Here is a 24,517-nt window from a genome sequence, read left to right on the forward strand (position 1 = left end):
GGTCAGGCCGTCGTGTACCAGACGGCCGTGTCGACCGGCAGGGCGTCGCCGTCGAACGGCTGGCTCGCGACGAGCACCGTGGCGCCGGCCGGCAGGTCGAGCGGCTCCGTGCCGAGGTTCGCGACGACGTGCACCGCTCCGCGGCGGAAGGCCACGGCGTCCGCGCCGGCGTCCTCCCAGACGAGAGAGCCCGATCCGAAGCCGCGCTCTCTGCGAACCGCGAGCAGCTGCGTGTAGAGCGCGAGGGTCGACGTCTCGTCCGCCTGCTCCACGTCGCGGGCGTAGGTCGCCCACTCCGCCGGCTGCGGCAGCCAGGATGCGCCCGACTCGTTGAAGCCGAACGCCGGGGCATCGGCCTCCCACGGGATCGGCACGCGGCATCCGTCCCGTCCGTAGCGCTCGCCGTTGGTGCGGAACCAGGTCGGGTCCTGACGGAAGGCGTCGGGGATCTCCATGGCCTCGGGCAGTCCGAGCTCCTCGCCCTGGTAGATGTACGCCGAGCCGGGCAGCGCGAGCATGAGAGTCGTGGCGGCACGTCCGCGGGCCAGCCCGATGGCGGTGTCGGGCTTGTTCGGGGTGTTCGGACCGATGCCGTCGCCCTGCGGGTTCTCCTCGGTGAGCGCGAGGCGCGAGGCATGCCGCACGACGTCGTGGTTCGACAGCACCCAGGTGCTCGGGGCGCCGACCGCGCCGAACTCCTCGAGCGATTCGCGGATGACCTCGCCCAGCTTCTCGGCATCCCATTCCGTCATGAGGTACGGGAAGTTGAACGTCTGGTGCATCTCGTCGGGGCGCACCCACAGCGCGGTCTGCTTCAGCGTCGGCATCCATGCCTCGCCGCACAGGGCACGGTCGCCGTCGTACTCGGCCAGCACGCGATGCCAGTCGCGGTAGATGTCGTGCACGCCGTCCTGTCCCCAGTAGGGGACGTCGGCTTCGCCGCCGCCCATCGAGTCGGCGTCGGCCGGCGGGGTGTAGTCGGGCAGGCCGTCGGCCTTGATCATGCCGTGCGCCACGTCGACGCGGAAGCCGTCGACCCCGCGGTCGAGCCAGAAACGCAGGATCGAGCGGAACTCCTCGCGGACCTCTTCGTTCGTCCAGTCGAAGTCGGGCTGCGTGGGGTCGAAGATGTGCAGGTACCACTGGCCGGGCGTGCCGTCGGCCTCGGTCACGCGCTCCCACATGCCGCCGCCGAACACCGATTCCCAGTTGTTCGGCGGGAGTTCGCCGTTCTCACCCTTGCCGTCGCGGAAGATGTACCGCGCGCGCTCCGGGCTGCCCGGCGCCGCCCGCAGCGCGGCCTGGAACCACGCGTGCTGCGCGGAGGAGTGGTTCGGCACGAGGTCGACGACGACGCGGATGCCGCGGCGATGCGCCTCGTTCAGCATGGTGTCGAAGTCGTCGAGGGTGCCGAACAGCGGGTCGACGTCGCGGTAGTCGGCGACGTCGTAGCCGGCGTCGCGCTGCGGGCTCGTCATGAAGGGGCTCAGCCAGATGGCGTCGACGCCGAGCTCTTTCAGCGAGTCGAGGCGGCTGGTGATGCCGGGCAGGTCGCCGATGCCGTCGCCCGATGCGTCGGCGAAGGAACGGGGGTAGATCTGGTAGATGACCGCGCTGCGCCACCACTCGGAACCGGGGGCTGCGATCTGCTCAAGCTGTGCCATGCGATCAGGCTATTGCACATGCGGAGGCCTTGACGACGCGGGGATCGAATCGTTTCGGTACCGATGCGGGGCCGTCGCGTGTCGAAGCCCTCGTCGCCGCCGAGACCCACCACCCGCGCCGAGACCCACCACGGCAGACGTTGGCGACGGTGGGTCTCGACGGGCGAGATGGGTCTCGACGGGCGAGGTGGGTCTCGGCGCCGCACGCACCATCGACGAACGGATGCAGAGGCATAGACCTTCGCCACTACTGCGCCACCGCCCGGAATGCCAAGATTCTGCCGTGACCTGCAGGTCGCCCGCGCTGTCGCATCGCGCGGTTCCGACCGAGGGGGTCATGATGTCCGGTACTGCGCGCCGTCCTGTGAGACGGATGGTCGCTGCCATGGTCGTCGCCACGACCGTGATCGCCGGTGCCGCCACCCTCGTCTCGACCGCCGTCGCCTCCGCCGACGACCCCACGCCCGACGGCTCGGCACCCGACCCGAGCCTGTCGGTCGCGCACGCCTACGAGTTCCTCGACGGGCGGGTCGACGAGTTCTGCGACGGCGACGGCATGTGCCTCCCCCGCAGCTACCAGGGTGGTTTCTTCACCGATCTCCCGACCTGGGACTTCACTCCGTCGTTCGTCTACGACGACGCCCTCGTCATCATCGCGTACACCGCACGCGGTCTGCCCGACGACCTCCGCCGAGCACAGAAGGTCGGCGACTCGCTCCTCTTCGTGCAGGAGAACGACCCCATCGGCGACGGACGTGTGCGCACCTCGTACGAGCCGCACGGCATCCGGCAGGGTCGAATGGAGATCACCGGCCCCGGCACGTTCACCGGCAACCAGGCCTGGGTCGGCATGGCGCTCGCGCGCCTGTTCCACGCGACCGGCGAGCAGAAGTACCTCGACGGCGCCCTCGACATCGCGCAGTGGATCCACGCGAACACGGCCGACATGGCTCGCGCTCCCTACGGCTACACCGGCGGCCAGCTCGAAGACGGCACCTCGCTCGTGTGGAAGTCCACGGAGCACAACAGCGACATCGCCGGCTTCTTCGGACAGCTCGCACAGCTCACGGGGGACCCGGTGTGGGCGGAGCGCTCGACCGTCGCGGCCGACTTCGTCGTGGCCATGCAGAGCGCAGACGGACACGTCGACACCGGCACGCTGCTCGACGGCAGCACGACGAACGTGTACCCCGTGCCGCTCGATGCGCAGACCTGGAGCTACCTCGGCACGGGCGACGCCCGATTCGGCGCGGCGCTCGACTGGACGCTCGGCAGCCTGATCGCCACGGACGGACCGTACAGCGGCCCCTCCATCAGCCATGTCGACGTCTCGAAGGTGTGGTTCGAGGGCAGCGGGCACCTCGCGCTGGCGTTGCGGCTGCGCGACGGGGTCGGCGATGCGGATGCCGCGGAGTCGCTGCTCAGCAGCATCCGTCTCGCGCAGCGCGATGCGCCGAACGGCGACGGCAAGGGCATCGTCGCCACATCGACCGACGGCCTCGATTCCGGATTCGGCGACCTGTACTACGCGAGCCTGCACACCGGCACCACCGCCTGGTACCTGCTGGCCGCCGCCGCCGACAACCCGTTCGCGCTGCCTACCCCCTGATCCGCGGGGTGCCGGCCCCGCCCACACCCGGCCGCGTCCCGGGCAGGGCCCGGGCCCAGCCCGAGCCACCCCATGCGCGCCGAGCCACCCCCCGACGCGCCGAGCCACCCCCGTGTGTACCGCACGGACGGGGGTGGCTCGCCTCGAAAGGGGTGGCTCGGCGCCAGCGGCGCCCAAGGCGGCAAGCGGGGAACAGCGCCGGATGCCGCGGCGCGGCGCTCAGCCGATGTTGGCGGTGATGCGGGCGAGGTGCGCCGCGGCCTCCTCGACCGAGCGGGTACGCCCGCTCACGCCCGGCCGCTCCTGCCACGGACGCGGACCGTCGGCGTGCCGGTACTCGACCCCCGCGGCATCCAGTCGTGCGAGATGCTCGGCGAGTCGCGGCGCGAACTCCTCGTACTCGCGATCGCCCGTCGTCCACAGGGCCTCGGCGACGGCCGCCAGGCGCGGGAATGCCCGGTAGTCGAGGCCGCGCATCGAGTCGATGTGCTCGGTCCACAGGTTGGCCTGCCCTCCGAGGACGTGCGTCGCCTGCTCGGCGTCGAGCTCGGCGGGCACCGGGTCGAACGAGTACGCCTTCTCGACCGTCGTGACGGTGCCGGTCGGGATCGGCTCCGACGGCAGATCCGACTCGCGGTAGTCGAGGTACACCGTGTCTTCGGGGCAGGCGACGACGTCGTTGCCCGATCGGGCAGCGGTCAGCGCGCCCACCCGCCCGCGCCACGAGAGCACGGTCGCGCCATCGGCGAGGCCGCCCTCGAGGATCTCGTCCCACCCGAGCAGCTTGCGCCCGCGCGAGGCGAGGTGCTGGCCGATGCGGCTGACGAACCAGCTCTGCAGCTCCTCCTCGTCGTGCAGGCCGAGCTCCCGCATCCGCTCCTGGGTGCGCTCGTCCTCCACCCACTGGATCTTCGGGCACTCGTCGCCGCCGATGCAGATGTACTCGGAGGGGAACAGCTCGATGATCTCGTCGAGCACGTCGCTGAGGAAGGCGATCGTCGACTCCTCCACGTTGAAGATCACCGGGTTGATGCCCCACAGGGTCCACGGGGTGGTCGGGGCGCTGTCGCCGACGCCCAGCTCGGGGTACGCGGCGACCGCGGCCTGCGCGTGCCCCGGCAGCTCGATCTCGGGCACCACGGTGATGCCGCGGTCGGCCGCGTAGGCGACGATCTCGCGGATGTCGTCCTGCGTGTAGAAGCCGCCATGCGGACGGCCGTCGGCGGCGGAGCCGTGAGCGGCGCCGAGCTGGGTCTCGGGGCGCCACCCGCCCACCTCCGTGAGGCGCGGATAGCGGGCGATCTCGACGCGCCAGCCCTGGTCGTCGCTGAGGTGCAGGTGCAGGGTGTTGAGGCGGTGCATCGCCAGCAGGTCGATGAACCGCAGCACGTCGCGGGTCGGCGCGAAGTGGCGCACGACGTCGAGCATCGCGCCGCGCCACGGGAACTTCGGCGCATCGGTGAAACGGGTCGCGGGTGCGGCCCAGCGGACGCCGGCGGCGGGTGACCGACGGTAGACGGCGGCGGGGAACAGCTGCAGCAGCGCCTGCACGGCCCACTGCGCGCCGCGGCCGGTCGACGCGGCGATGCGCACGGCCCCGGGGGCGGTCTCGAGCGCGAAGCCCTCGGCCGCGAGCGAGCGGTCGAGATCGAGCCGGATGCCGACGGAGTCGGGTGCCGTCGTCGAGACGTCGAGCGGGAGCACGAAGCCGGTCGCGGCTCGGAGGCGTTCCTGGAGTCGCTGCGCGGGCTGCACGAGGTCGGGGTGGGCGGACAGTGCGGTGTCGCGGGTGAGGTCGAACTCTCCGTCGGAGAATTCCTGAGCGGTGGGGCGGGGTAGAAGGGTGGGCATTTCTCGGCGACTCCCTGGTGATTTCGCGGTGGCATGAATTAGTTGGTTACATGCCCTAATAGTTAGTAAATAAAGTGACCTAATTCGCCGACCGACGATCCTGCCGAGAGGCGAAACATCCCCGTCATATTGCGGAAACGTCACGGTTCAACTGATACCAACATAATGATTGACAAAGGATATGCAACAGATGTGTACTAACTGTCACCGCTCGACACATCGACGTATCCGAATGCGGTATCCCACCTACCAAGGAGATTCACGTGGCAATCAAGAAAATGACGGCGGTCGGTGCACTGGGCATCGTGACCGTCCTCGCGCTCAGCGCGTGCTCGGGTTCCGCCGGCACCGGCAATGCCGGCGCCCCCAGCGACGGCAAGGTGCCCGAGGTCGACGGCGACGGCCAGACGCTGAACGTCTGGGTCATGCAGAACGACTACACCGAGGAGACGCTCGCCGCGATCAACGAGGAGTTCACGAAGCAGACCGGTGCCGAGGTCACGATCCAGTCGCAGACCTGGGACGGCATCACCACCAAGCTGACCACCGCCCTCGCCACCGATACGCCGCCCGACGTGGTCGACGTGGGTAACACGCAGATCGCCAGCTACGCCGCGACCGGTGGTCTTCTCGACCTGACCCCGTACAAGGACGACCTGGCCCAGGGGCAGACCTGGCTCGACGGACTCGTCGACCCCGCGACGGTCGACGGAGACCTCTACGGCGTTCCCGGGTTCGCCGGCGCCCGTGCCGTGATCTACAACAAGAAGATGTGGGCCGAGGCCGGGGTCACCGCGGCGCCGACGACGTTCGACGAGCTCACGGCCGCGCTCGACAAGGTCAAGGCCGCCAACGCGCAGACCGCCGACTTCTCGGCGTTCTACCTGCCCGGTCAGTACTTCTACGCCGGCATGCAGTTCGTGTGGGACGCCGGCGGCGACATCGCGAGCAACGACGGCGGCGAGTGGAAGTCGGGCTTCTCGTCCCCCGAGGCGATCGAGGGCCTCACCGCCTTCAAGGAGTTCCAGAACGAGTACTCGACCGCGGCGTCCGCGACGCTCGACACGTTCGAGCCGAACCAGGGCCAGCTCTTCGCCGACGGTAAGACCTCGGCCATCCTCAACACGAACACCGGCGCGATCCTCAAGATCAACCCGGACATGGAGGCCGATCTGGGCACCTTCCCGATGCCAGGCATCTCGGGAGACGCGCAGCCGGTCATGCTCGGCGGCTCCGACTGGGCCCTGCCGGTGAAGTCGAAGAACTCCGACCTGGCCCTGAACTGGGTGAAGATCGCGACGAGCCCCGACATCCAGAAGGACTACGTCTACGGCGTCGACGGCTGGATCCCGAACAGCGTCGAGGGCATCGAGTTCGCTCAGGAGTCGGTCGCCGAGCTGCGTTCCAGCTTCTTCACGGCGGCGCTGAACTCGAAGGCCACCCCGGCCAACGCGAACTGGACGACGATCGAGAGCAACAAGGCGATCAACAACCTGTTCTCCGCCATCGCCTCCGGTTCGAAGAGCGTCGAGGACGCGGCGAAGGACTTCGACGCCGACGCCGACAAGACGCTCAACATCGAGTGACGACAGAGGATGCCGCGCGCTCACGCCGAGCGCGCGGCATCCTCCTCCTCGATCCCCTCCGGCCGCCGCCATGCGGCCCGACCGCTCCGACGAAAGGGCGAGTCCTTGGTCACCACCTCAGTCGAGTCCCCGCCGGCTCCCGCTCCCTCCTCGCGGAGCGGCCGCCCGGCACCCGCGCGTCGCCGCGGCGGCACCACCCGATCGTCCGCACCCTTCTGGCTGCTGACCCCCGCGGGGCTCATGATCGTCTTCGTGACGCTGCTGCCGATCGGCTTCCTCGTCTTCACGTCGTTCACGAACTACAACCAGCGCACGCTGTTCACCGGCGCCTTCGACGTCGTCGGTTTCGACCAGTACGCGGCCGTGCTGGCGGACGAGGGCTTCTGGCTCTCGCTGATCCGCACCATCGTCTTCACCCTCGCGCTCGTCGTCGGCAGCATCGCGATCGGCGCAGGCATGTCGCACCTGATGACGCGGCTGCCCGCATCGCTCCGCCACGTCACCACGGTCGTGCTGATCCTCGCGTGGGCGATGCCGAACGTCGCCTCGTCGATCGTCTGGTCCTGGCTGTTCCAGCCGCAGTACGGCGTCATCAACTGGATGCTGACGCAGCTGCGCGTCTTCGGCGACATGACCAGCCGCGACTGGGCCTCCGACCCCGTGCTCGCCTGGATCTGCATCTGGCTGCTCGTCGTCTGGGGCGCCGTGCCCTTCATCGCCCTCACGCTGTACGCGGCCGAGACCCAGGTCGCGATCGAGCTGAAGGAGGCCGCCCGCCTCGACGGCGCCTCGGAGCTGACCGTCTACCGGGTGGTCGTGCTGCCGTCGATCGCCCCGACGCTGCTGCTCGTCACGATGCTCTCGATCATCTGGGACTTCAACGTCTTCAACCAGATCTGGCTCATCTCCGAGGGCGGTCCGAACGGCGCCACCTCGACCCTCGGCGTCTTCACCTACACGACGGCGTTCTCGGGCAACCTGCAGATCGGCACCGGCTCGGCGATCGCGGTCGCATCGACGATCATCCTCGCGGGCCTCAGCGCCCTGTACATCCGGAATCTCGTGCGCACGGGAGAGGACCTCTGATGACCACCCGCACCCGCCGCCTGCGTCGGCGCCCCTGGATCAGCAGCACGATCGCGATCGTCTTCTGCATCGTGTGGGCGTTCCCCGTCTACTGGATGGTGAACACGGCCTTCAAGCCGCGCTCGGAGATGCTGAGCACGACGCCGCACTTCCTCCCCGAGACCCCCACCCTCGAGAACTTCTTCACGGCGATCGGTCGGGGGCAGTTCGTCGTCTACCTGCAGAACTCGGTGATCGTCGTCGCCGGGGCGGTGATCTTCGCCATCGTCCTGGGGATCTTCGCGGCCGCGGCTCTGTCGCGATTCCGATTCCGCGGGCGTCGCCCGATCCTCGTGCTCATCCTCATCGTGCAGATGCTCCCCGGCACGGCGCTGCTCATCCCGCAGTTCCTCATCTTCAACTCGATGGGGCTGCTCGGCACCTACTGGGGTCTGATCTTCGCGTACGTCGCGAGCGTGCTGCCCTTCTCCATCTGGGTGATGCGCGGCTTCTTCCTCGCCATCCCGATCGAGATCGACGAGGCGGCGCGCATCGACGGCGCATCCACCTGGCAGGTGCTCACCCGGGTGCTCTTCCCGCTCGTCATGCCCGGCATCGTGTCGAGCAGCGTGTTCGCGTTCATCGCCGCGTGGAACGACTACATCGTGGCGTTCACGTTCATGAAGGACCAGGCGAGCTACACGCTGCCGGTGTGGCTGAACTCCTTCACCGTGTCGGTCGGCGGTGAGATGGGCACCGACTACGGAGGGCAGATGGCCGCGGCCACGCTGTTCTCGCTCCCGGTCGTGGTGTTCTTCATGATCATCCAGCGCAACCTCGTCACCGGCATGTCCGCCGGCGCGGTGAAGGGTTGATCATGCGCGCTCACAGCATCCTGACCCGGAAGGGCGCCCGGATGGCGACGGCGGCCGTCGCCGTCGCGACGGTGCTCGGTCTCGGCATCGCTCCGGCATCCGCCGCTCCGGCATCCGCCGCTCCGGCATCCGCCGCTCCGGCGGCGATGGGCTCGGAGTGGTACGTCGACCCGGCCGGCGAGGTGGACTACGAACGGTCGGCCGCCCTCGCCTACGAGTTCCTCGACGACCGCGTCGACGAATACTGCAGCGCCGACGCGATGTGTCTGCCCCGCAGCTACCAGGGCGGCTTCTTCACGACGCCCGACTGGGACTACACCTCGTCGTTCCTCTACGACGACGCGCTGATCGTCATGGCCTACGCCGCGCGGGGTCTGCCCGACGACGTCCGCCGGGCGCAGTCGATCGGCGACGCGCTGCTGTTCGTGCAGGCGAACGACCCGATGTTCTCCGATGGGCGCACGCGTGCCTCGTACCAGCCGGCCAGCCTGAGCGTGGGTGCCGTGGAGATCGGCTCCGCCGCCTCGAACACCGGTAACCAAGCCTGGGTGGGCATGGCCCTCGCCCGCCTCTTCGACCTCACCGGAGAACAGCGCTACCTCGACGGGGCCCTGCGTCTCGCCGACTGGATCGTGACGAACACCGTCGACACCGACCGGCAGCCGTTCGGCTACATCGGCGGGCAGGATGCCGAGGGCAACCCGCTCACGTTCAAATCGACCGAGCACAACATCGACGTCACGGCGTTCTTCACGCAGCTGTCGACCCTCACGGGCGACACCGTGTGGACCGAGCGTGCCGCGCTCGCCGCAGGCTTCGTCGCGGCCATGCAGACGGATGACGGGTTCCTCTGGACCGGCACGCACACCGATGGCGTCTCGACCAACTACTTCCCGATCCCGCTGGATCCGCAGACCTGGAGCTTCATCGCGACCCTCGACGAACGCTACGGGTCGGCTCTGGCCTGGACGGTCGAGAACCTGCACGCCGTCGACGCCCCGTACGAGGGACCGGCGTTCAGCAACGCCGACGTGTCGAAGGTGTGGTTCGAGGGAACCGGCCAGCTCGCTCTCGCTCTGCGGCTCCGCGATGCGCCGGAGGACGCGGGGTACACCCGCTCGATCCTCGCGGCCGCCGAGCTCGCGCAGCGTCAGGCAGAGAACGGAGACGGCCGCGGGATCGTCGCGGCATCCAGCGACGGCCTCGACACCGGGTTCGGCGATCTGTACTACTCGAGCCTGCACACCGGCGCGACCTCGTGGTACCTGCTCGCGCTCGCGGGATACAACCCGTTCCGTCTCGCGGACGAGGACGCGACACCGCCGGGCACCGAGGTCCCGCCCGTCGTCCCCGGGGAGCCGTCGGTCCCGGGGGAGCCTGTTCCGGGGGAGCCGGTTCCGGTTCCGGGCGAGCCGGTTCCCGGCGATCCGTCGGTTCCGGGGGAGGACCCGGTTGCTTCCGAGCCGCCTTCCGCTCCGCCGGTCGCTCCGGGAGCAGACGAGCCGTCCGGCGCCGGCGCCTCGCCGAGTGACTCATCCGGAGCCCTGCTGGCTCAGACCGGAGCCGACCGGCCACTGGCCGCGGTGCTGCTCGCCGGGGGCGCCATGCTCACCGGCGGCGCGCTGCTCGCCGGCGTCGCACTGCTCCGTCGGCGCCGCGCCGCCCGGCGATGACGTCGGACCCGAGACCGGGCTGGACGGATCGGCGCGTCGGGAGACAATGGGCTGTGGCCGATCTCCGCATCACGACCAAGGCGCTCCCCGAGCACAACCGCCTGCGCAACCGTGCCATGCTGCTGCAGACCCTCTTCCACGACGGGCCGCGCAGTCGGGCCGACATCGCGCGCGGATCCGGGTTGAACAAGGTCACGGTGTCGGCCATCGTCGCCGACCTCATCGAGCAGGGCATCCTCGCCGAGCTCGGGCATTCCACCGACGTGCGAGTCGGCAAGCCGGCCACCCTGGTGGCGATCGACGACGACTCGCGCTCGATCGTCAGCCTCGACCTCTCCGACACCCGGTCGTTCCGCGGCGCCATCATGAACCTCCGCGGTCGGGTCGTGCACCAGAAACGCGTCGACATCGCCGCTGAGCGAGGATCCGACGCCGTGGCCAAGGCGATCGCACTCGCCGAGGAGCTCCTCGCCCTGGCGCCCGCCCCGGTGCTCGGCATCGGAGTCGGCAGCCCCGGTGTCGTCGACCGCGAGGGCGTCGTGCGCTTCGCTCCGCACCTCGGACTCTTCGACGCCGACGTGCGCGGAGCCCTGAGCACGCGATTCGACCTTCCCGTGCACGTCGTCAACGACGCGAACGGCATCGCGTTGGCCGTGCACACGTTCCGCGAGAACGATGGGCGCAGCATCCTCATCGTCACGATCCAGCGCGGAGCGGGCGCCGGGCTGATCGTGGGCGAGAACCTCATCGACGGCATGGACTTCACCGCCGGCGAGATCGGCCATGTCGTCGTCGATCCCCGCCGTGAGACCGAGTGCCTCTGCGGACGTTCGGGCTGCCTCGACGCGATCGTCGCGGTGCCGGCCCTGCGGCGTCGGCTCGACGAGGGCGAGGAGCGGGCGGTCGTCATCGACGACGCAGCCGACGCCCTCGCCGCGGCCGTCGCACCCATCATCTCGTTGCTCGGCGCCACCCACGTCGTGATCGTCGGACCGGAAGACGTCTACGACGAGGACTTCGCCCAGCGCACCCGCGTACATCTCGCGGAGCGCACCCTGCCGTCGACGACCAGCTCGATCGGGGTCGACATCGCCGCAGAGGGCGCGCTGCTCGCGCTGCAGGGTCCGCTCGTCGCCGTGCTTTCGGCGGAACTGGGCATCTCGTGAGGGCAGGAGGCGAGAAGGCGCTCCCCGAGCACACGCGCCAGGCGAACCGCTCGCTCATCCTCCGCACCCTGTTCCGCAGCGACGCGATGAGCCGCGCCGACCTCGCGCGAGCGACCGACCTCACCCGGGTCAGCGTCTCGCGCATCGTCGACGACCTCGCCGCCGAGGGCATCGTGCGCGAGAGCGGACCCAGCCCCGAGGGGCGCGTCGGCAAACCGAGCACGCTCATCGCGCTCAACCCCGACGCGTACCACGTCGTCTCACTCGACCTCTCGGCGTATGCGGAGCTGACGGGCGCGATCATGAACCTCGTCGGCGACGTCGTGCACACCATGAGCGTGCCGACGGACGGTGCACGGGGCGACGCCCTGCTCGAGAAGGTGTGCGCGCTGGCATCCGCCCTCGTGAAGCGGTCGACCGTGCGCGTCCTCGGCGTCGGCGTCGGATCTCCCGGTGTCGTGAACGCCGACGGTGTCGTGCGCGAAGCCGTCGCCTTCGGCTGGCGCGACCTCGACGTCGGCGCTGCCGTGTCGGCGGTGGTGCCCGTTCCCGTGCACGTCGCGAACGATGCGAACGCCGCTGCGCTCGCTGCACGCACCTACGGGCACCCGGTCGTCGACAATCTCGCCCTCGTGCGCATCGGCCAGGGCATCGGCAGCGGCGTGATCGTCGCGGGGGCGCTCGTCACAGGCGACCGCTTCACCGCGGGAGAGATCGGGCACGTGCTCGTCGACGAGGACGGCGAGGTGTGCCGCTGCGGTCGGCGGGGATGCCTCGAGGTCGTGGCCGCCACCCCGTATATGCGACGCCGGTTGGCGGATGCGGGTGACGGCACCGATGCGGTGCTCGCCGCAGCGGGTCAGGCGCTCGGGCGGGTTCTCACACCGGTGGTCGCCGCGCTCGGCCTCGAGCAGGTCGTGCTCTCGGGCCCGCCGGATGTGGTCGGCGACGTCTTCCTCGAGGCGACGAGAACGGCGATCGAGCACGAGGCGCTGGCGATCGTCACCGACGACTTCGAGATCCGCGTGGCCGTGCGCGGAGACGACATCGTGCTGCTCGGCGGCACCGCTCTGGTGGTCGCCGAAGAGCTCGGCATCCGCTGACGCGTCGCCCCGCTCGCGTGAGGCGCCGCGCGCGGCGTCAGGCGGCGGCGCGGGCGACCGCGGAGACCGCGCTCGTGAAGAAGTCGAGCCCGTCGACGCCGCTGCGCATCGCCGCCGTCGTATCGGGGCCGAAGCCTGGCTCGGTGGCGTGCTCGGGGTGGGGCATGAGCCCCACGACATTGCCCGCTTCGTTCGTCAGACCCGCGATGTCGCGGAGCGACCCGTTCGGGTTCACGCCCGCGTAGCGGAAGGCCACGAGGCCCTCGCCCTCGATGCGGTCGAGCGTCTCGTCATCCGCGATGTAACCGCCGTCGGCGTTCTTGAGGGGGATGACGATCTCCTGGCCGGTGCGGAACCGGTTGGTCCAGGCGGTGTCGGAGTTCTCCACGACGAGCTTCTGGTCGCGGCGGACGAAATGCTGGTGGTCGTTGCGGATCAGGCCGCCGGGCAGCAGGTGCGCCTCGACGAGCATCTGGAAGCCGTTGCAGATGCCGAGCACAGGCATTCCCTTGGCCGCTGCATCCTTCACTTCGGCCATGATCGGCGAGAGAGCGGCGATCGCGCCGGCGCGCAGGTAGTCGCCGTAGCTGAAGCCGCCGGGGAGGACGAGCGCATCGACGCCCTCGAGGTCGTGCGATCCGTGCCACAGGGCGACGGGCTCGGCGCCGGCCATCCGGACGGCGCGCTGCGCGTCGCGGTCGTCGAGCGAACCCGGGAAGGTGATGACCCCGATGCGCGTGGTCATTCGGCGACCTCGATGCCGACGACGTCTTCGATCACGGAGTTCGACAGCACCTCGTCGGCGATGCGGCGGGCCTCGGCGAGCACCTCGTCGGTGACCTCGCCCTCAACCGTGAGCTCGAAGCGCTTGCCGATGCGGACGTCGGTGAAGCCCTCGACACCGAGGCGGGCGAACGCGCCGGAGACGGCCTTCCCCTGGGGGTCGAGCAGTTCGGGCTTGGGCATGACGTCGACGACGATGGTGGGCATGACGGCTCCAAGAGTCGCGGGCGGACGGGCGCCCCCAGTCTACCGGCTCCGGCGCGGCACCCCGCCCTGCGCGACGCCCCGCCCTGCGCGACGCCCTGCGCGCCGCCCTGCGCGCCGCCCCGCTCACCGGGCTGCGCGCCGCCCTGCTCGCCGAGACCCCGGGTTGTCGTCGAGACCCCGTCCTGTGGGCGGCCGTGGCCCGGGGTCTCGACGCGTATCCGGGGTCTCGGCGAATCACGCCAGGCTCGGCGAATCACGCCAGGCTCGGCGAATCACGCCAGGCTCGGTGAATCACGCGCGGCTCGGCGAGTCACGCGAGGCTCGGTGAATCACGCGAGGCTCGGGGAATCACGCGAGGCTCGGACAGGCGGGATGCAGGCCGCGCGGGTCAGGCGTGGAAGACCGTGTGCAGGTCGCCGATCGCGTCGCGGCCGCCGAGGCCGTCGATCTCGAACAGTACCGAGATGCCGACGACGTGGCTGCCGAGGCGCTCGACGAGCTGGCGTCCCGCGGCGAGTGTGCCTCCGGTGGCGAGCACGTCGTCGATCAACAGCACGCGGGATCCGGCGGGGAGGTCGTCGTGCATCTCGATCGTCGCCGTGCCGTACTCGAGGGCGTAGTCGACGGATGCCGCAGGGCGCGGCAGCTTGCCCGCTTTGCGGATCGGGATGAGGCCCACGCCTGCGGCGATGGCCGCGGCCCCGGCCAGGATGAAGCCTCGTGCCTCGATTCCTGCCACGACGTCGAACTGCCCGGCGAACGGCTCGACGATGGCCTCGGTCGTCACGCGGAGCGCTTCGGCGTCGGCGAGGAGCGGTGTGATGTCGCGGAAGACGATGCCCGGCTGCGGGTAATCCGGCACGTTGCGGATCAGCGTCTGGGCGCGGACGAGGGCGGGGGAGAGGGCGGCTTCGGGCACTGCCCCAGGGTACCGCCGGTGCAGGATTCCTCAGAAACAAGGGCCACAGCGCGGGTGCGGGCTGCGAGCGCGGGGCGATGGTGCGAGTCGGAGCGGATCTCTGAGGAGTGCGCACGGACCTCGCGTCGCATATGGGTGGTTGACGTTGTGGGAGCGCTCCCATAGAGTGACTGATCAACCGTGGGAGCGCTCCCACGGCATCCACATGCACCACATGCACCACCCCGCACGACCCACCACAAAGGAGTGATCAGTGAACACACGTGCCCGCACCCGGATCCTCACGGCGACAGCCGCGGCATCCGTCTCCGTCCTCGCCCTCGCCGGCTGCGCAGCCACCGGATCCGGCGACGCTGAGGGAGGCGACGGCGACATCACGCTGACCGTCACCACGTTCGGCACCTTCGGCTACGACGACCTCTACGACGAATACGAGAAGGCCCACCCGAACGTCACGATCGAGGCGACCAACATCGACACCGGCGGCAACGCCCGCACCGATGCGTTCACGAAGATCGCCGCCGGCTCCGGCCTCAGCGACATCGTCGCGATCGAAGAGGGCTGGCTCGGCGCGGTCATGGACGTCTCCGACACGTTCGTCGACCTCCGCGACTACGGCATCGAAGACCGCAAGAGCGACTGGGTCGACTGGAAGTACGGACAGGCGACGGATGCCGAGGGCCGCGTCATCGGATACGGCACCGACATCGGGCCCAGCGGCATCTGCTACAACGGCGCCGCGTTCGAAGCGGCCGGGCTGCCGAGCGACCGCGAGTCGGTCGCCCAGCTTCTCGACGGCGACTGGGAGAACTACTTCTCCGTCGGCGCCGACTACACGGCCAAGACCGGCAAGGCCTGGTACGACCACTCCGGCTTCGTCTGGAACGCCATGGTCAACCAGCTCGACGAGGGGTACTACACCGCCGACGGCGAGCTGAACGTCGAGGGCAACGCCGAACTGCAGGACCGTTTCGAGCTGTTGGGAGCCGCGACCGAGGGCGGCCAGTCCGCCGCGCAGACCGCGTGGGACTGGAACGGCGGCAAGTCGTTCGTCGACGGCACCTTCGCCACGTTCGTCTGCCCCGGCTGGATGCTGGGCGTAGTGCAGGGTCAGGTCGAGGCGGGCGGCGGCGATGCCACGACCGGCTGGGACTTCGCCGACGTCTTCCCCGGGGGCGCGGCCAACTGGGGCGGCGCCTTCCTGTCGATCCCCGAGACCTCGCAGCACAAGGAGGCGGCGGCCGAGCTCGCCGACTGGCTGACCCAGCCCGAGCAGCAGGTCAAGCAGTCGGCGGAGGCCGGCAACTTCCCGTCGACGGTCAAGGCGCAGGAGACCCTGGCATCGGATGCCACGCCGAACGCGTTCTTCAACGACGCGCCGACCGGTGCGATCCTCGCCGAGCGCGCCAAGGGGGTCGTCGCGCAGTTCAAGGGCGCCGACGATTCGGTCATCCAGGAAAACGTCTTCGGCCCCGCGCTCAGCGCGCTCGACCGCGGGGAGACCGACACCCAGGGCGCCTGGGAGCAGGCCGTCGGCCTGCTGAACGAGCTGGTCGGCTGACCGCGTCCCGGCATCGCGCCGCGTGTCGTCTCGCTCCGCTCGCTCAACGACCCGGGTGAGGGGTACCGCGTGTCGTCTCGCTCCGCTCGCTCAACGACCCGCAGGTTCCCGATACCGCGGGTCGTTGAGCGAGGACGACGGAGTCGACCGAGACGACACGCGGTGATCCGCCCAGACCTCCGCACCCGCATCCGACCACCGACAAGGAACCCTCATGACTCTCACCGACGAGCGTCCGGCGACGGCATCCGCCACATCGAAGGCGGATGCCGCGCCGCTGCGCCCCTGGCGGCACCGCCTCTCGCGGTTCGACCAGAATGCGTCGCCCTACTTCTACATCTCGCCGTTCTTCCTGCTGTTCGGACTCGTGGGACTCTTCCCGCTGCTGTACACGGTGTGGGTGGCGGTGCATGAATGGGACCTGCTCAAGGGGCAGGGCGAGTTCGTCGGCGTCGGCAACTTCGCCGAGATCCTCGCCGACGGGATGTTCTGGAACTCCGTCGGCAACACCCTGAGCATCTTCGTGCTCTCGGCCATCCCGCAGCTCGCCGTCGCCCTGCTCATCGCGTACCTTCTCGACCGCGGTCTGCGGGCGCCGACTTTCTGGCGCATGAGTGTGCTCATCCCGTTCGTGGTGACCCCGGTGGCGGTGGCGATCATCTTCTCGAGCATCTTCAACGAGGCCGACGGTCTCGCGAACAACCTGCTCAATCTGGTCGGCATCGCCGACCAGCAGTGGAAGCACGACACCCTCCTGTCGCACATCGCGATCGCGGTGATGGTGAACTTCCGCTGGACGGGGTACAACGCCCTGATCCTCCTTGCGGCGATGCAGGCCGTGCCGCGCGACCTGTACGAATCCGCGGCGCTCGACGGAGCGGGCGCCGCCCGACGCTTCTTCTCGATCACGATCCCGACGATCCGCCCCACGCTGATCTTCGTGATCATCACCGCCACGATCGGCGGCCTGCAGATCTTCGCCGAACCACGACTTTTCGACGTCTCGACGGCGGGCGGCATCGGCGGCAGCGACCGACAGTTCCAGACGACCGTGCTCTTCCTGTGGGAGATGGCGTTCTTCCGCCGCGACCTCGGCGAGGCGTCGGCCGTCGCCATCCTGCTGTTCCTGCTCATCGTCGGCATCGGGGTCATCAACTTCCTGATCTCGCGACGGATCTCGACGGGCGACGGCCCCCGCACCCGCGCGGCTCGGCGACGCGCCCGCACCACGACCTCGGAGGATGCCCGATGACCGCGACGCAGGCGCTCAGCGTGCCCGAGAAGATCCGCAGGCGCCGGGCAGTCGGGGGCAACGCCGGCATCGGCAGCCGCCCGGGCTTCCTGACGTACGGGCTGCTCGCGGCCTTCATCATCGGCAGCGTGTATCCGCTGTGGTGGTCGATCGTCGTGGCCGGCGGCACCAATGCGACGCGCGGCGAGACGCTGCCGCTGATCCCGGGCGGCAACTTCTTCACCAACGCCGCGAAGGTGCTCGACGCGATCCCGTTCTGGCTCGCGCTCGGCAACTCGTTCCTCATCTCGGGGATCATCACGCTCTCGGTCGTGACGTTCTCGACCCTCGCGGGGTACGCCTTCGCGAAGCTCCGCTTCCGCGGACGCGATGGACTCATGGTCTTCGTGATCGCGACCATGGCCATCCCCACGCAGCTCGGGATCATCCCCCTCTTCATGCTGATGCGGGAGTTCGGCTGGACCGGTTCGATCGGCGCGGTGATCGTGCCGACCCTCGTCACCGCGTTCGGGGTGTTCTTCATGCGGCAGTACCTGGTCGACGTGATCCCCGACGAGCTGATCGAGGCGGCGCGCGTCGACGGCGCCAACCAGTTCCGCACCTTCCTCACGGTGGGCGTGCCGGCGGCCCGCCCGGCCATGGCGATCCTCGGGCTGTTCACGTTCATGACCGCGTGGACCGACTACCTGTGGCCGCTGATCGTGCTGTCGCCGCAGAACCCGACCCTGCAGACGGCGCTCAGCCAGCTGCAGTCGGGCTACTACATCGACTACTCCATCGTGCTCGCCGGTGCCGTGCTGGCGACCCTTCCGCTGCTCGTGCTCTTCGTCGTGGCGGGGCGCCAGCTCGTGAGTGGCATCATGGCCGGCGCGGTGAAAGGATGACGTCCATGACCCGCGCGTTCCCCGAGGACTTCCTGTTCGGAGCCGCCACGGCGGCCTATCAGATCGAGGGGGCGGCGTTCGACGACGGACGCACGGCGTCGATCTGGGATGCGTTCAGTCGCGAGCCGGGTGCCGTGGTGCGGGGCGACAACGGCGACGTGGCCTGCGACCACTACCACCGCTACCCGCAGGACGTCGCTCTCATGAAGGACCTGGGTCTGCAGACGTACCGCTTCTCGACCTCGTGGTCGCGCGTGCGCCCCGATGGAGGCGCGGTGAACCCGCAGGGCGTCGACTTCTACGAGCGTCTCGTCGACGAGCTGCTCGGCGCCGGCATCCTGCCCTGGCTGACGCTGTACCACTGGGACATGCCCCAGGCGCTGCAGGAGTCGGGCGGCTGGACGAACCGCGACACCGTGGGGCGGTTCCTCGAGTACGCGGGCACCATGCACGACGCGCTCGGCGACCGCGTGAACGTGTGGACGACGCTGAACGAGCCGTGGTGCTCGTCGTTCCTGTCGTACACGGGCGGCGAGCACGCGCCGGGGCACACGAGCATCGCCGAGGGGCTGCTCGCCTCGCACCACCTTCTGCTCGCCCACGGTGAGACGGTGCGCGAGCTGCGCGGACGCGACGCGAGCCTCAACCTCGGGATCACGCTCAATCACACGGTCGCCGATCCGGCCGACCCCGAGAACGCGGCCGACGTCGATGCGGCCCGGCGGGTCGACGGGCAATTCAACCGCTGGTTCCTCGACCCGATCTATCGCGCGCAGTACCCGGCCGACATCATCGAGGACATCCGTGCGGTCGATGCCGAGGCGGTGGCCCGCTTCGAGGATGCCGTGCACGACGGCGACCTCGACACCATCGCGCAGCACATCGACACCCAGGGCGTGAACTACTACCACGGCGACCTCGTCGCGGGGGAGGAGCCGGAGGCCGCTCCGCAGGCGAGCGTGCCGGAGGCCGCCCGTCCGGTGCGCAGCCCGTATCCGTCGAGTGCCGGCATCCACCCGGTCGAGCGCGGTCTGCCCCGCACCGCGCAGGGCTGGGAGGTGCAGCCCGAAGGTCTCACCCGACTGCTGCAGCGGGTGTGGGCCGAGTACGCGCAGCCGGCCGGCACCGTGCTGTACATGACGGAGAACGGCGCCGCGTACGACGACGTGTCCGTGGTCGAAGACGGCGAGACGCGGGTGCACGACGACGACCGCGCCGACTTCCTCCGCCGGCATCTCGCGGCCGTGCTCGACGCGGCGGATGCCGGTGTCGACGTGCGGGGTTACTTCTACTGGTCCCTGTTCGACAACTTCGAATGGGCCTGGGGCTACGACAAGCGCTTCGGCATCGTCCGGGTCGACTATGAAACCCAGCAGCGCAGTGTGAAGGACTCGGGCCGGGAGTACGCTCGGATCATCGCCGCACGAGCTCTGTGACGCCGGGCCGGCGGAGCTGGCACGACCCGGACGACGTGGGCCGGGCGGAGGGGAGAGCCGTGGCGACTCGCGCGACCATCGAAGAGGTGGCTTCGACGGCCGGGGTGTCGCGGTCGACGGTGTCCCGTGTCGTGAACGGCTCGACCGCGGTGAGCCCCGAGGCGCTCGACGCGGTGCAGCGCGCGATCGCCGAGCTCAACTACGTGCCCAATCGCGCAGCGAGGTCGCTCGCCTCGCGTCAGACTCATGCGATCGCGCTGATCGTGCCGGAGGATACGACGACGTTCTTCGGCGATCCGTTCTTCGCGGCGATCGTCGCGGGTATCACGGGCGCTCTCCGCGGCTCCGACTACCTCCTCAACCTGCTCATCGCCACCGACGATCCCGGTGACAAGATGGCGAGCTTCGTGCGAAACGGCGGCGTCGACGGCGCCCTGATCGTCTCGCATCACACGAGCGACGCGTTCGTCGAGCGGGTGGCCGACGCGGTGCCGGTGGTGTGGGGCGGTCGCCCGATGCGCCCTCGAGACGGCGACTTCGTGGTCGACGTCGACAACGTCGCAGGTGCGCGCACCGCGACTCAGCATCTGCTGAGCACGGGCCGCCGCCGCATCGCGACGATCACCGGCCCGCTCAGCATGGTGTCCTCCGGCGACCGACTGCAGGGTTTCCGCGATGCGCTGACGGATGCCGGGCTCGCGCCCTTCGCCGAAGAGGCGGGCGACTACAGCGAGGCGAGCGGAGCGGATGCGGCGCGCCGCATCCTCGCGACGGGCGCCCCCGATGCCATCTTCGTGGCGAGCGACCTCATGGCGAGAGGGGCGCTCACCGCGCTCCGCGCCACCGGCATCCGTGTTCCGGACGACGTGGCGATCGTCGGGTACGACGACTCCTCCGTCGCCCTCACGACCGATCCGCAGCTGACGACCGTGCGGCAGCCGATGTACGCACAGGGCGAAGCGATGGCCGGCGTGCTCCTGTCGAGCCTCGCCGGTGAGGCGCCGGAGTCGACGACCATCCTGCCGACCGAGCTGGTGGTCCGCGGTTCCGCCTGATCCGAGGAAGTACACGGGTGCGGACCCGACGCCCCTCCGAGGGGGCCCGCACCCGTGTCGTTGATGACGGTCGGTGCCCGATATATGACCGTCCGCGAAACATTGAATGTTCGTTCAAAGGATAGTCTAGTGGATTGGCATCGGTTTCGGTGCCGTCCGATCCTGGGGAAGTGGACACCATGGCCCGTTCCGACGAGCAGAACAGGCAGGCCCGCGAGCGCGCACGCGAGAACATCCTCCTCGCGGCGATCGAGCTGTTCGGCGAGAAGGGCGTCGCCGGAGCGAGCATCGCAGACATCACCCGGCGCGCCGGAGTCGCCCAGGGTCTCGCGAACTACCACTTCGGCGGCAAGGATCAGCTGATCTCGGCGGTCATCGACCGGTGGTTCGAGATGCTGTTCGCGATCCCGCAGGTGCCGGGCACCCCCGACGAGAGGCTCGCTGGCATCATCGACGGCGTCTTCCTCGCCACCGGATTCGCGATGCCCGTGCAGAGGGCTGTGCTGTCGATGCAGCAGCAGCCCGTCACGCATCGGCTCTTCGCGGAGTCGGAGGAGCGCTTCGGCCCGCAGGCCACCGAGTCCGAGAATATCGTGCGTGCGCTCTTCCGCGAGCGGGGCGCCGAGGATCCGGCCCTCGAGGAGATCATGCTGCGCAGCACCCTCGAAGGCGCGATCATCAAGTACGCCGTGTACGGCGAGTCCTTCCCCCTCGAAGACGCACGTCGCTGGATGCACCGCCTCTACGGATTGCCCGAGCCCACGGCGCCCCTCGCCCTCGACCTCCCGCCGCGCGACGACGACCTGCGCATCCGCGCGATCCGCGCCGTCCGCAGCAGCTGAGAGCACGGCCGTCGAGCCGTGAAGCAGGCGCCCGTCGCGGCCCCGTCGTCGAATGCGGAACGGCCCGATCAGCGGATGCCGTTGCGCACAGCATCCGCGGACCGAGCCGCCCGTCGGATCTCGCGAGTGTCAGGCGGGGTCGCCGCCAAGCGGACCGACCGCCTCGAGCGGCTTCGGGTCGTCGGCGCCCGTCTTGCGTGCGCGGGCGATGAGGTTGCCCAGGTGATAGATCAGCAGCGCGGCGACCGTGCCGAGCACGATGCCGCCGAAGGCGAAGTCGCCGAGGTTCATCGAGAAGCCGGCGATCCCGATCACGAGCGACACCGCGGCCGTGTACTGGTTGACGGGCCGTGAGAAGTCGACCCTGCTGTCGACCCAGATCTTGATGCCGATGATGCCGATCAGGCCGTAGAGGGCCGTGGTCGCTCCGCCGAGCACCCCGGCGGGGATCGAGTTGAAGACCTCGCCGACCTTCGGAGAGAAGGCCAGCAGGATCGCGAAGAGACCGGCTACCCAGTAGACCGCCGTCGAGTAGACGCGGGTCGCGGCCATGACGCCGATGTTCTCGCCGTAGGTCGTGGTGCCCGATCCGCCGAAACCACCGGCGATGGTCGTGGCGACGCCGTCGGCGATGAGCGCGCGTCCGGTGTGCTTGTTGATCGAGGCGTCCTCGGTCATGGTGGCGACACCGCGCACGTGTCCGACGTTCTCGGCGACGAGCACGAGCACGACGGGCAGGAACATGGCGATGGTCGACCAGGTGCCCGGTTCGACGAAGTCGGGCAGCTGGAACTGCGGAAGCCCGATCCACGGGGCGTCGGCGATGAGCTCGGCGGGCGTCTTGCCGCCGCGGAGCGCGTTCGGCACGTCGAACGATCCGTTGAACGCGGCCCAGATGAAGCCGACCGCGACGCCGAGGAAGATCGAGATGCGGCCGAGGAACCCACGGAACAGCACCGCGAAGAGGATGATCGCGACGAGCGTGATCGTCGCGGTGATCGGGTCGAGCTGGAAGTTGTTCCAGGCGGTCGGGGCGAGATTGAAGCCGATCAGCGCGACGATCGCACCGGCGACGACCGGGGGCATCAGCGCATCGACCCAGCGCAGACCCGCGAACTGCACGACGAGACCGACGACGGTGAGCAGGATGCCGACGGCGACCACACCCGCGAGCGCCGAACCGGTGCCGCCGGCGGCGACCGCGGCGGTGATCGGCGCGATGAACGCGAACGATGAGCCGAGGTAGCTGGGCAGCTGGTTCTTCGTGATCAGCAGGAAGATGAGCGTGCCGAGACCGCTGAAGAGCAGCGTCGTCGAGACGGGGAAGCCGGTGAGGGTCGGCACGAGGAACGTGGCGCCGAACATGGCCACGACGTGCTGGGCGCCGATCGCGATCGTGGCCGGCCAGTTCAGGCGCTCGCCGGGGGTGACGACGGCGCCTGGTTCGACCGTGCGGCCGTTTCCGTGGGTCTTCCACAGGGGCATGCGGGCTCCTCGGTTATCGGGGGAGGGAGGGGAGTGCTGGAGCAACACTACCGATTCCTGAGTGTTCCCTGGGTGAGGAGTGTTCCCTGGGTGAGGTCTCCCGCGTGACCGCGCACACGTGTGAAGGAGATGTCCCGCAACGAAGGACAGAAACCGCGGATAGGTCCTTCCCTGCGGAAGATCTCCTTCGCAGCGGGCGGCGGTCAGGAGCGGGTCAGGCCCCGAGCCGCTCGATCAGCTCCCGGTACCGGTCGGCGGTGCGCTCCACGATGTCGTCGGGGAGGACCGGCGGCTCGCCCTGCTTGTCCCAGTTCGCGGCGAGCCAGTCGCGCACGATCTGCTTGTCGAAGCTCGCCATACGCTCGCTCGGCGTGGTGCCGGTGCGCCAGGCCTCGGCATCCCAGTACCGCGACGAGTCGCTGGTGAGCACCTCGTCGGCCAGGCGGAGCACGCCCTCGACGTCGGTGCCGAACTCGAACTTGGTGTCGGCGAGGATCAGGCCGTGCTCCTCGGCGATCGCCGCGGCGCGGGCGTAGATCGCCAGCGAGGCCTCGCGCAGCTCGGCGGCGCGCTCGGGACCCACGAGCTCCTCGACCTTCTCGAACGTGATGTTCTCATCGTGCTCGCCCATCGGCGCCTTGTAGGCCGGGGTGAAGAGGGGCTCGGGCAGCCGGTCGCCGTTCTGCAGACCCTCGGGCAGCGGGATGCCGCAGACGGTGCCGCTCTCGGTGTACTCCGCCCATCCCGAGCCGGTGATGTAGCCGCGCACGACGCACTCGATCGGCAGCATCTCCAGCGACTGGGCGAGCATGGCCCGGTCGGCGACCGATGCGGGAACGTCGCCGTCGGTGAGGTGGTTCGGCACATCGAGGCGATCGAACCACCAGCGGCTCAGCCGCGTCAGCAGTGCGCCCTTCTGTGGGATGCCGGGCGACAGGACGAAGTCGAACGCGCTGACCCGGTCGGACGCGATGACGAGGATGCGGGTGTCACCGGGATCCTCGGATGCGTACAGGTCGCGCACCTTTCCCGAGTAGAGGTGGCGCCAGCCGGGGATCGTCTGCGCGGTGCTGTCGGAGGCCGTGCTGTCGGAAGGAGTGCTCACCCGGCCATTATCGCGGGTCGGGGAAGTGGCGGTGCGCCCCGTGTCAAGGGCTGGCGTCGGCATCCGCCCTCAGCGACGCTCGAAGGGACGAGCGAAGTGACGAGTGAAGCGCAGAGTGGAGGACTCATGTCGAAGGATCTGTCCAAGGGTGATCGGGTGAGCTGGAACACCTCGCAGGGACGCACCCGCGGAACCGTGCAGCAGAAGAAGACCGCGGACTTCGAGTTCGCGGGGCAGCACTTCACGGCATCCGATGATGAACCGGCGTTCATCGTGAAGTCGGAGAAGAGCGGAGACGAGGCGGCGCACAAGGGGTCGGCGCTGCGCAAGCTGAAGAGCTGACAACGACTTGTCGTCGACGCTCCATCAGGCGTATAGTCCACGTGGACTAGTCGA

General features: G+C 69.3%; 21 protein-coding genes. 14 read left to right on the forward strand and 7 right to left on the reverse strand.

What is annotated here, in order from left to right:
* Nucleotides 1-2: 2 nt before the first annotated feature.
* The gene (locus FSY98_RS10265; RefSeq protein WP_144876317.1) at nt 3-1,664 is read right to left on the reverse strand and encodes a glycoside hydrolase family 13 protein; all 1,662 of its coding nucleotides are present in this window, start codon (nt 1,662-1,664) and stop codon (nt 3-5) included.
* A gap of 373 nt (nt 1,665-2,037) precedes the next feature.
* On the opposite strand from FSY98_RS10265, the gene FSY98_RS10270 reads away from it, so the two are divergent.
* Nucleotides 2,038-3,273, forward strand: a complete 1,236-nt coding sequence (locus FSY98_RS10270) for a hypothetical protein (protein ID WP_260857353.1) — start codon at nt 2,038-2,040, stop codon at nt 3,271-3,273.
* Between the two features lie 219 nt (nt 3,274-3,492).
* Here the strand turns inward: FSY98_RS10270 and FSY98_RS10275 are convergent, their stop codons facing one another.
* Entirely contained in the window at nt 3,493-5,124 is a 1,632-nt protein-coding gene (locus FSY98_RS10275) for a beta-N-acetylhexosaminidase (protein ID WP_144876321.1), read from the reverse strand.
* Nucleotides 5,125-5,387: 263 nt separating this feature from the next.
* Here FSY98_RS10275 and FSY98_RS10280 point away from each other — a divergent pair, with 263 nt between their 5' ends.
* From FSY98_RS10280 to FSY98_RS10305, 6 genes are all read left to right on the forward strand, one after another.
* Complete coding sequence (locus FSY98_RS10280; RefSeq protein ID WP_222119147.1) at nt 5,388-6,710, forward strand: extracellular solute-binding protein; 1,323 nt, start codon at nt 5,388-5,390, stop codon at nt 6,708-6,710.
* A gap of 105 nt (nt 6,711-6,815) precedes the next feature.
* Nucleotides 6,816-7,796, forward strand: a complete 981-nt coding sequence (locus FSY98_RS10285; RefSeq protein WP_222119148.1) for a carbohydrate ABC transporter permease — start codon at nt 6,816-6,818, stop codon at nt 7,794-7,796.
* Nucleotides 7,796-8,650: a carbohydrate ABC transporter permease gene (locus FSY98_RS10290; protein ID WP_144876325.1), complete on the forward strand. Its 855-nt coding sequence runs from the start codon at nt 7,796-7,798 to the stop codon at nt 8,648-8,650. The genes FSY98_RS10285 and FSY98_RS10290 overlap by 1 nt, the downstream gene beginning before the upstream one ends.
* Before the next feature lie 2 nt (nt 8,651-8,652).
* Nucleotides 8,653-10,323, forward strand: coding sequence for a hypothetical protein (locus FSY98_RS16710; RefSeq protein WP_186307615.1), 1,671 nt, complete (start codon nt 8,653-8,655; stop codon nt 10,321-10,323).
* 53 nt (nt 10,324-10,376) lie between these two features.
* A complete protein-coding gene (locus FSY98_RS10300) occupies nt 10,377-11,489 on the forward strand; it encodes an ROK family protein (protein ID WP_186307616.1) in 1,113 nt (370 codons plus the stop codon).
* Nucleotides 11,486-12,592: an ROK family protein gene (locus FSY98_RS10305; protein ID WP_144876329.1), complete on the forward strand. Its 1,107-nt coding sequence runs from the start codon at nt 11,486-11,488 to the stop codon at nt 12,590-12,592. The genes FSY98_RS10300 and FSY98_RS10305 overlap by 4 nt, the downstream gene beginning before the upstream one ends.
* Nucleotides 12,593-12,629: 37 nt before the next feature.
* Here FSY98_RS10305 and purQ read toward each other — a convergent pair whose 3' ends face one another.
* From purQ to FSY98_RS10320, 3 genes are all read right to left on the reverse strand, one after another.
* Nucleotides 12,630-13,337, reverse strand: coding sequence for a phosphoribosylformylglycinamidine synthase subunit PurQ (gene purQ, locus FSY98_RS10310; RefSeq protein ID WP_144876331.1), 708 nt, complete (start codon nt 13,335-13,337; stop codon nt 12,630-12,632).
* On the reverse strand, nt 13,334-13,582 hold the full coding sequence (gene purS / locus FSY98_RS10315) for a phosphoribosylformylglycinamidine synthase subunit PurS (protein WP_017204254.1): 249 nt from the start codon (nt 13,580-13,582) through the stop codon (nt 13,334-13,336). The genes purQ and purS overlap by 4 nt, the downstream gene beginning before the upstream one ends.
* A 388-nt stretch (nt 13,583-13,970) precedes the next feature.
* On the reverse strand, nt 13,971-14,501 hold the full coding sequence (locus tag FSY98_RS10320; RefSeq protein ID WP_144876333.1) for an adenine phosphoribosyltransferase: 531 nt from the start codon (nt 14,499-14,501) through the stop codon (nt 13,971-13,973).
* 253 nt (nt 14,502-14,754) lie between these two features.
* Between FSY98_RS10320 and FSY98_RS10325 the strand changes: the two genes are divergently transcribed.
* From FSY98_RS10325 to FSY98_RS10350, 6 genes are all read left to right on the forward strand, one after another.
* Complete coding sequence (locus FSY98_RS10325) at nt 14,755-16,062, forward strand: ABC transporter substrate-binding protein (protein WP_144876335.1); 1,308 nt, start codon at nt 14,755-14,757, stop codon at nt 16,060-16,062.
* Between the two features lie 214 nt (nt 16,063-16,276).
* Complete coding sequence (locus FSY98_RS10330) at nt 16,277-17,314, forward strand: carbohydrate ABC transporter permease (protein WP_144876337.1); 1,038 nt, start codon at nt 16,277-16,279, stop codon at nt 17,312-17,314.
* Nucleotides 17,311-18,198: a carbohydrate ABC transporter permease gene (locus tag FSY98_RS10335; protein ID WP_144876338.1), complete on the forward strand. Its 888-nt coding sequence runs from the start codon at nt 17,311-17,313 to the stop codon at nt 18,196-18,198. Before FSY98_RS10330 ends, FSY98_RS10335 begins: the two co-directional genes overlap by 4 nt.
* Before the next feature lie 5 nt (nt 18,199-18,203).
* On the forward strand, nt 18,204-19,634 hold the full coding sequence (locus tag FSY98_RS10340; RefSeq protein ID WP_186307617.1) for a GH1 family beta-glucosidase: 1,431 nt from the start codon (nt 18,204-18,206) through the stop codon (nt 19,632-19,634).
* Nucleotides 19,635-19,693: 59 nt separating this feature from the next.
* Entirely contained in the window at nt 19,694-20,689 is a 996-nt protein-coding gene (locus FSY98_RS10345; protein WP_144876342.1) for a LacI family DNA-binding transcriptional regulator, read from the forward strand.
* Between the two features lie 179 nt (nt 20,690-20,868).
* A complete protein-coding gene (locus FSY98_RS10350; protein ID WP_144876709.1) occupies nt 20,869-21,531 on the forward strand; it encodes a TetR/AcrR family transcriptional regulator in 663 nt (220 codons plus the stop codon).
* 129 nt (nt 21,532-21,660) lie between these two features.
* Here the strand turns inward: FSY98_RS10350 and FSY98_RS10355 are convergent, their stop codons facing one another.
* Nucleotides 21,661-23,016 carry a uracil-xanthine permease family protein gene (locus FSY98_RS10355; protein WP_144876344.1) on the reverse strand — a complete coding sequence of 452 codons (1,356 nt, stop codon included), beginning with the start codon at nt 23,014-23,016 and terminating at the stop codon, nt 21,661-21,663.
* Nucleotides 23,017-23,230: 214 nt separating this feature from the next.
* A complete protein-coding gene (locus FSY98_RS10360) occupies nt 23,231-24,121 on the reverse strand; it encodes a phosphoribosylaminoimidazolesuccinocarboxamide synthase (protein WP_260857354.1) in 891 nt (296 codons plus the stop codon).
* Nucleotides 24,122-24,247: 126 nt separating this feature from the next.
* Between FSY98_RS10360 and FSY98_RS10365 the strand changes: the two genes are divergently transcribed.
* Complete coding sequence (locus tag FSY98_RS10365) at nt 24,248-24,463, forward strand: DUF2945 domain-containing protein (protein ID WP_144876347.1); 216 nt, start codon at nt 24,248-24,250, stop codon at nt 24,461-24,463.
* The last annotated feature ends 54 nt before the right edge of the window (nt 24,464-24,517 follow it).

This window comes from Microbacterium sp. 1.5R (assembly GCF_007667425.1).
Taxonomy (GTDB): Bacteria; Actinomycetota; Actinomycetes; order Actinomycetales; family Microbacteriaceae; genus Microbacterium.

Bases quoted from the DNA above. Each gene is read 5' to 3' on its own strand.
- FSY98_RS10265 (WP_144876317.1), bottom strand. From the start codon at position 1,664: ATGGCACAGCTTGAGCAGATCGCAGCCCCCGGTTCCGAGTGGTGGCGC.
- FSY98_RS10270 (WP_260857353.1), top strand. From the start codon at position 2,038: ATGGTCGCTGCCATGGTCGTCGCCACGACCGTGATCGCCGGTGCCGCC.
- FSY98_RS10275 (WP_144876321.1), bottom strand. From the start codon at position 5,124: ATGCCCACCCTTCTACCCCGCCCCACCGCTCAGGAATTCTCCGACGGA.
- FSY98_RS10290 (WP_144876325.1), top strand. From the start codon at position 7,796: ATGACCACCCGCACCCGCCGCCTGCGTCGGCGCCCCTGGATCAGCAGC.
- FSY98_RS16710 (WP_186307615.1), top strand. From the start codon at position 8,653: ATGCGCGCTCACAGCATCCTGACCCGGAAGGGCGCCCGGATGGCGACG.
- purQ (WP_144876331.1), bottom strand. From the start codon at position 13,337: ATGACCACGCGCATCGGGGTCATCACCTTCCCGGGTTCGCTCGACGAC.
- purS (WP_017204254.1), bottom strand. From the start codon at position 13,582: ATGCCCACCATCGTCGTCGACGTCATGCCCAAGCCCGAACTGCTCGAC.
- FSY98_RS10330 (WP_144876337.1), top strand. From the start codon at position 16,277: ATGACTCTCACCGACGAGCGTCCGGCGACGGCATCCGCCACATCGAAG.
- FSY98_RS10335 (WP_144876338.1), top strand. From the start codon at position 17,311: ATGACCGCGACGCAGGCGCTCAGCGTGCCCGAGAAGATCCGCAGGCGC.
- FSY98_RS10340 (WP_186307617.1), top strand. From the start codon at position 18,204: ATGACCCGCGCGTTCCCCGAGGACTTCCTGTTCGGAGCCGCCACGGCG.
- FSY98_RS10350 (WP_144876709.1), top strand. From the start codon at position 20,869: ATGGCCCGTTCCGACGAGCAGAACAGGCAGGCCCGCGAGCGCGCACGC.
- FSY98_RS10355 (WP_144876344.1), bottom strand. From the start codon at position 23,016: ATGCCCCTGTGGAAGACCCACGGAAACGGCCGCACGGTCGAACCAGGC.
- FSY98_RS10365 (WP_144876347.1), top strand. From the start codon at position 24,248: ATGTCGAAGGATCTGTCCAAGGGTGATCGGGTGAGCTGGAACACCTCG.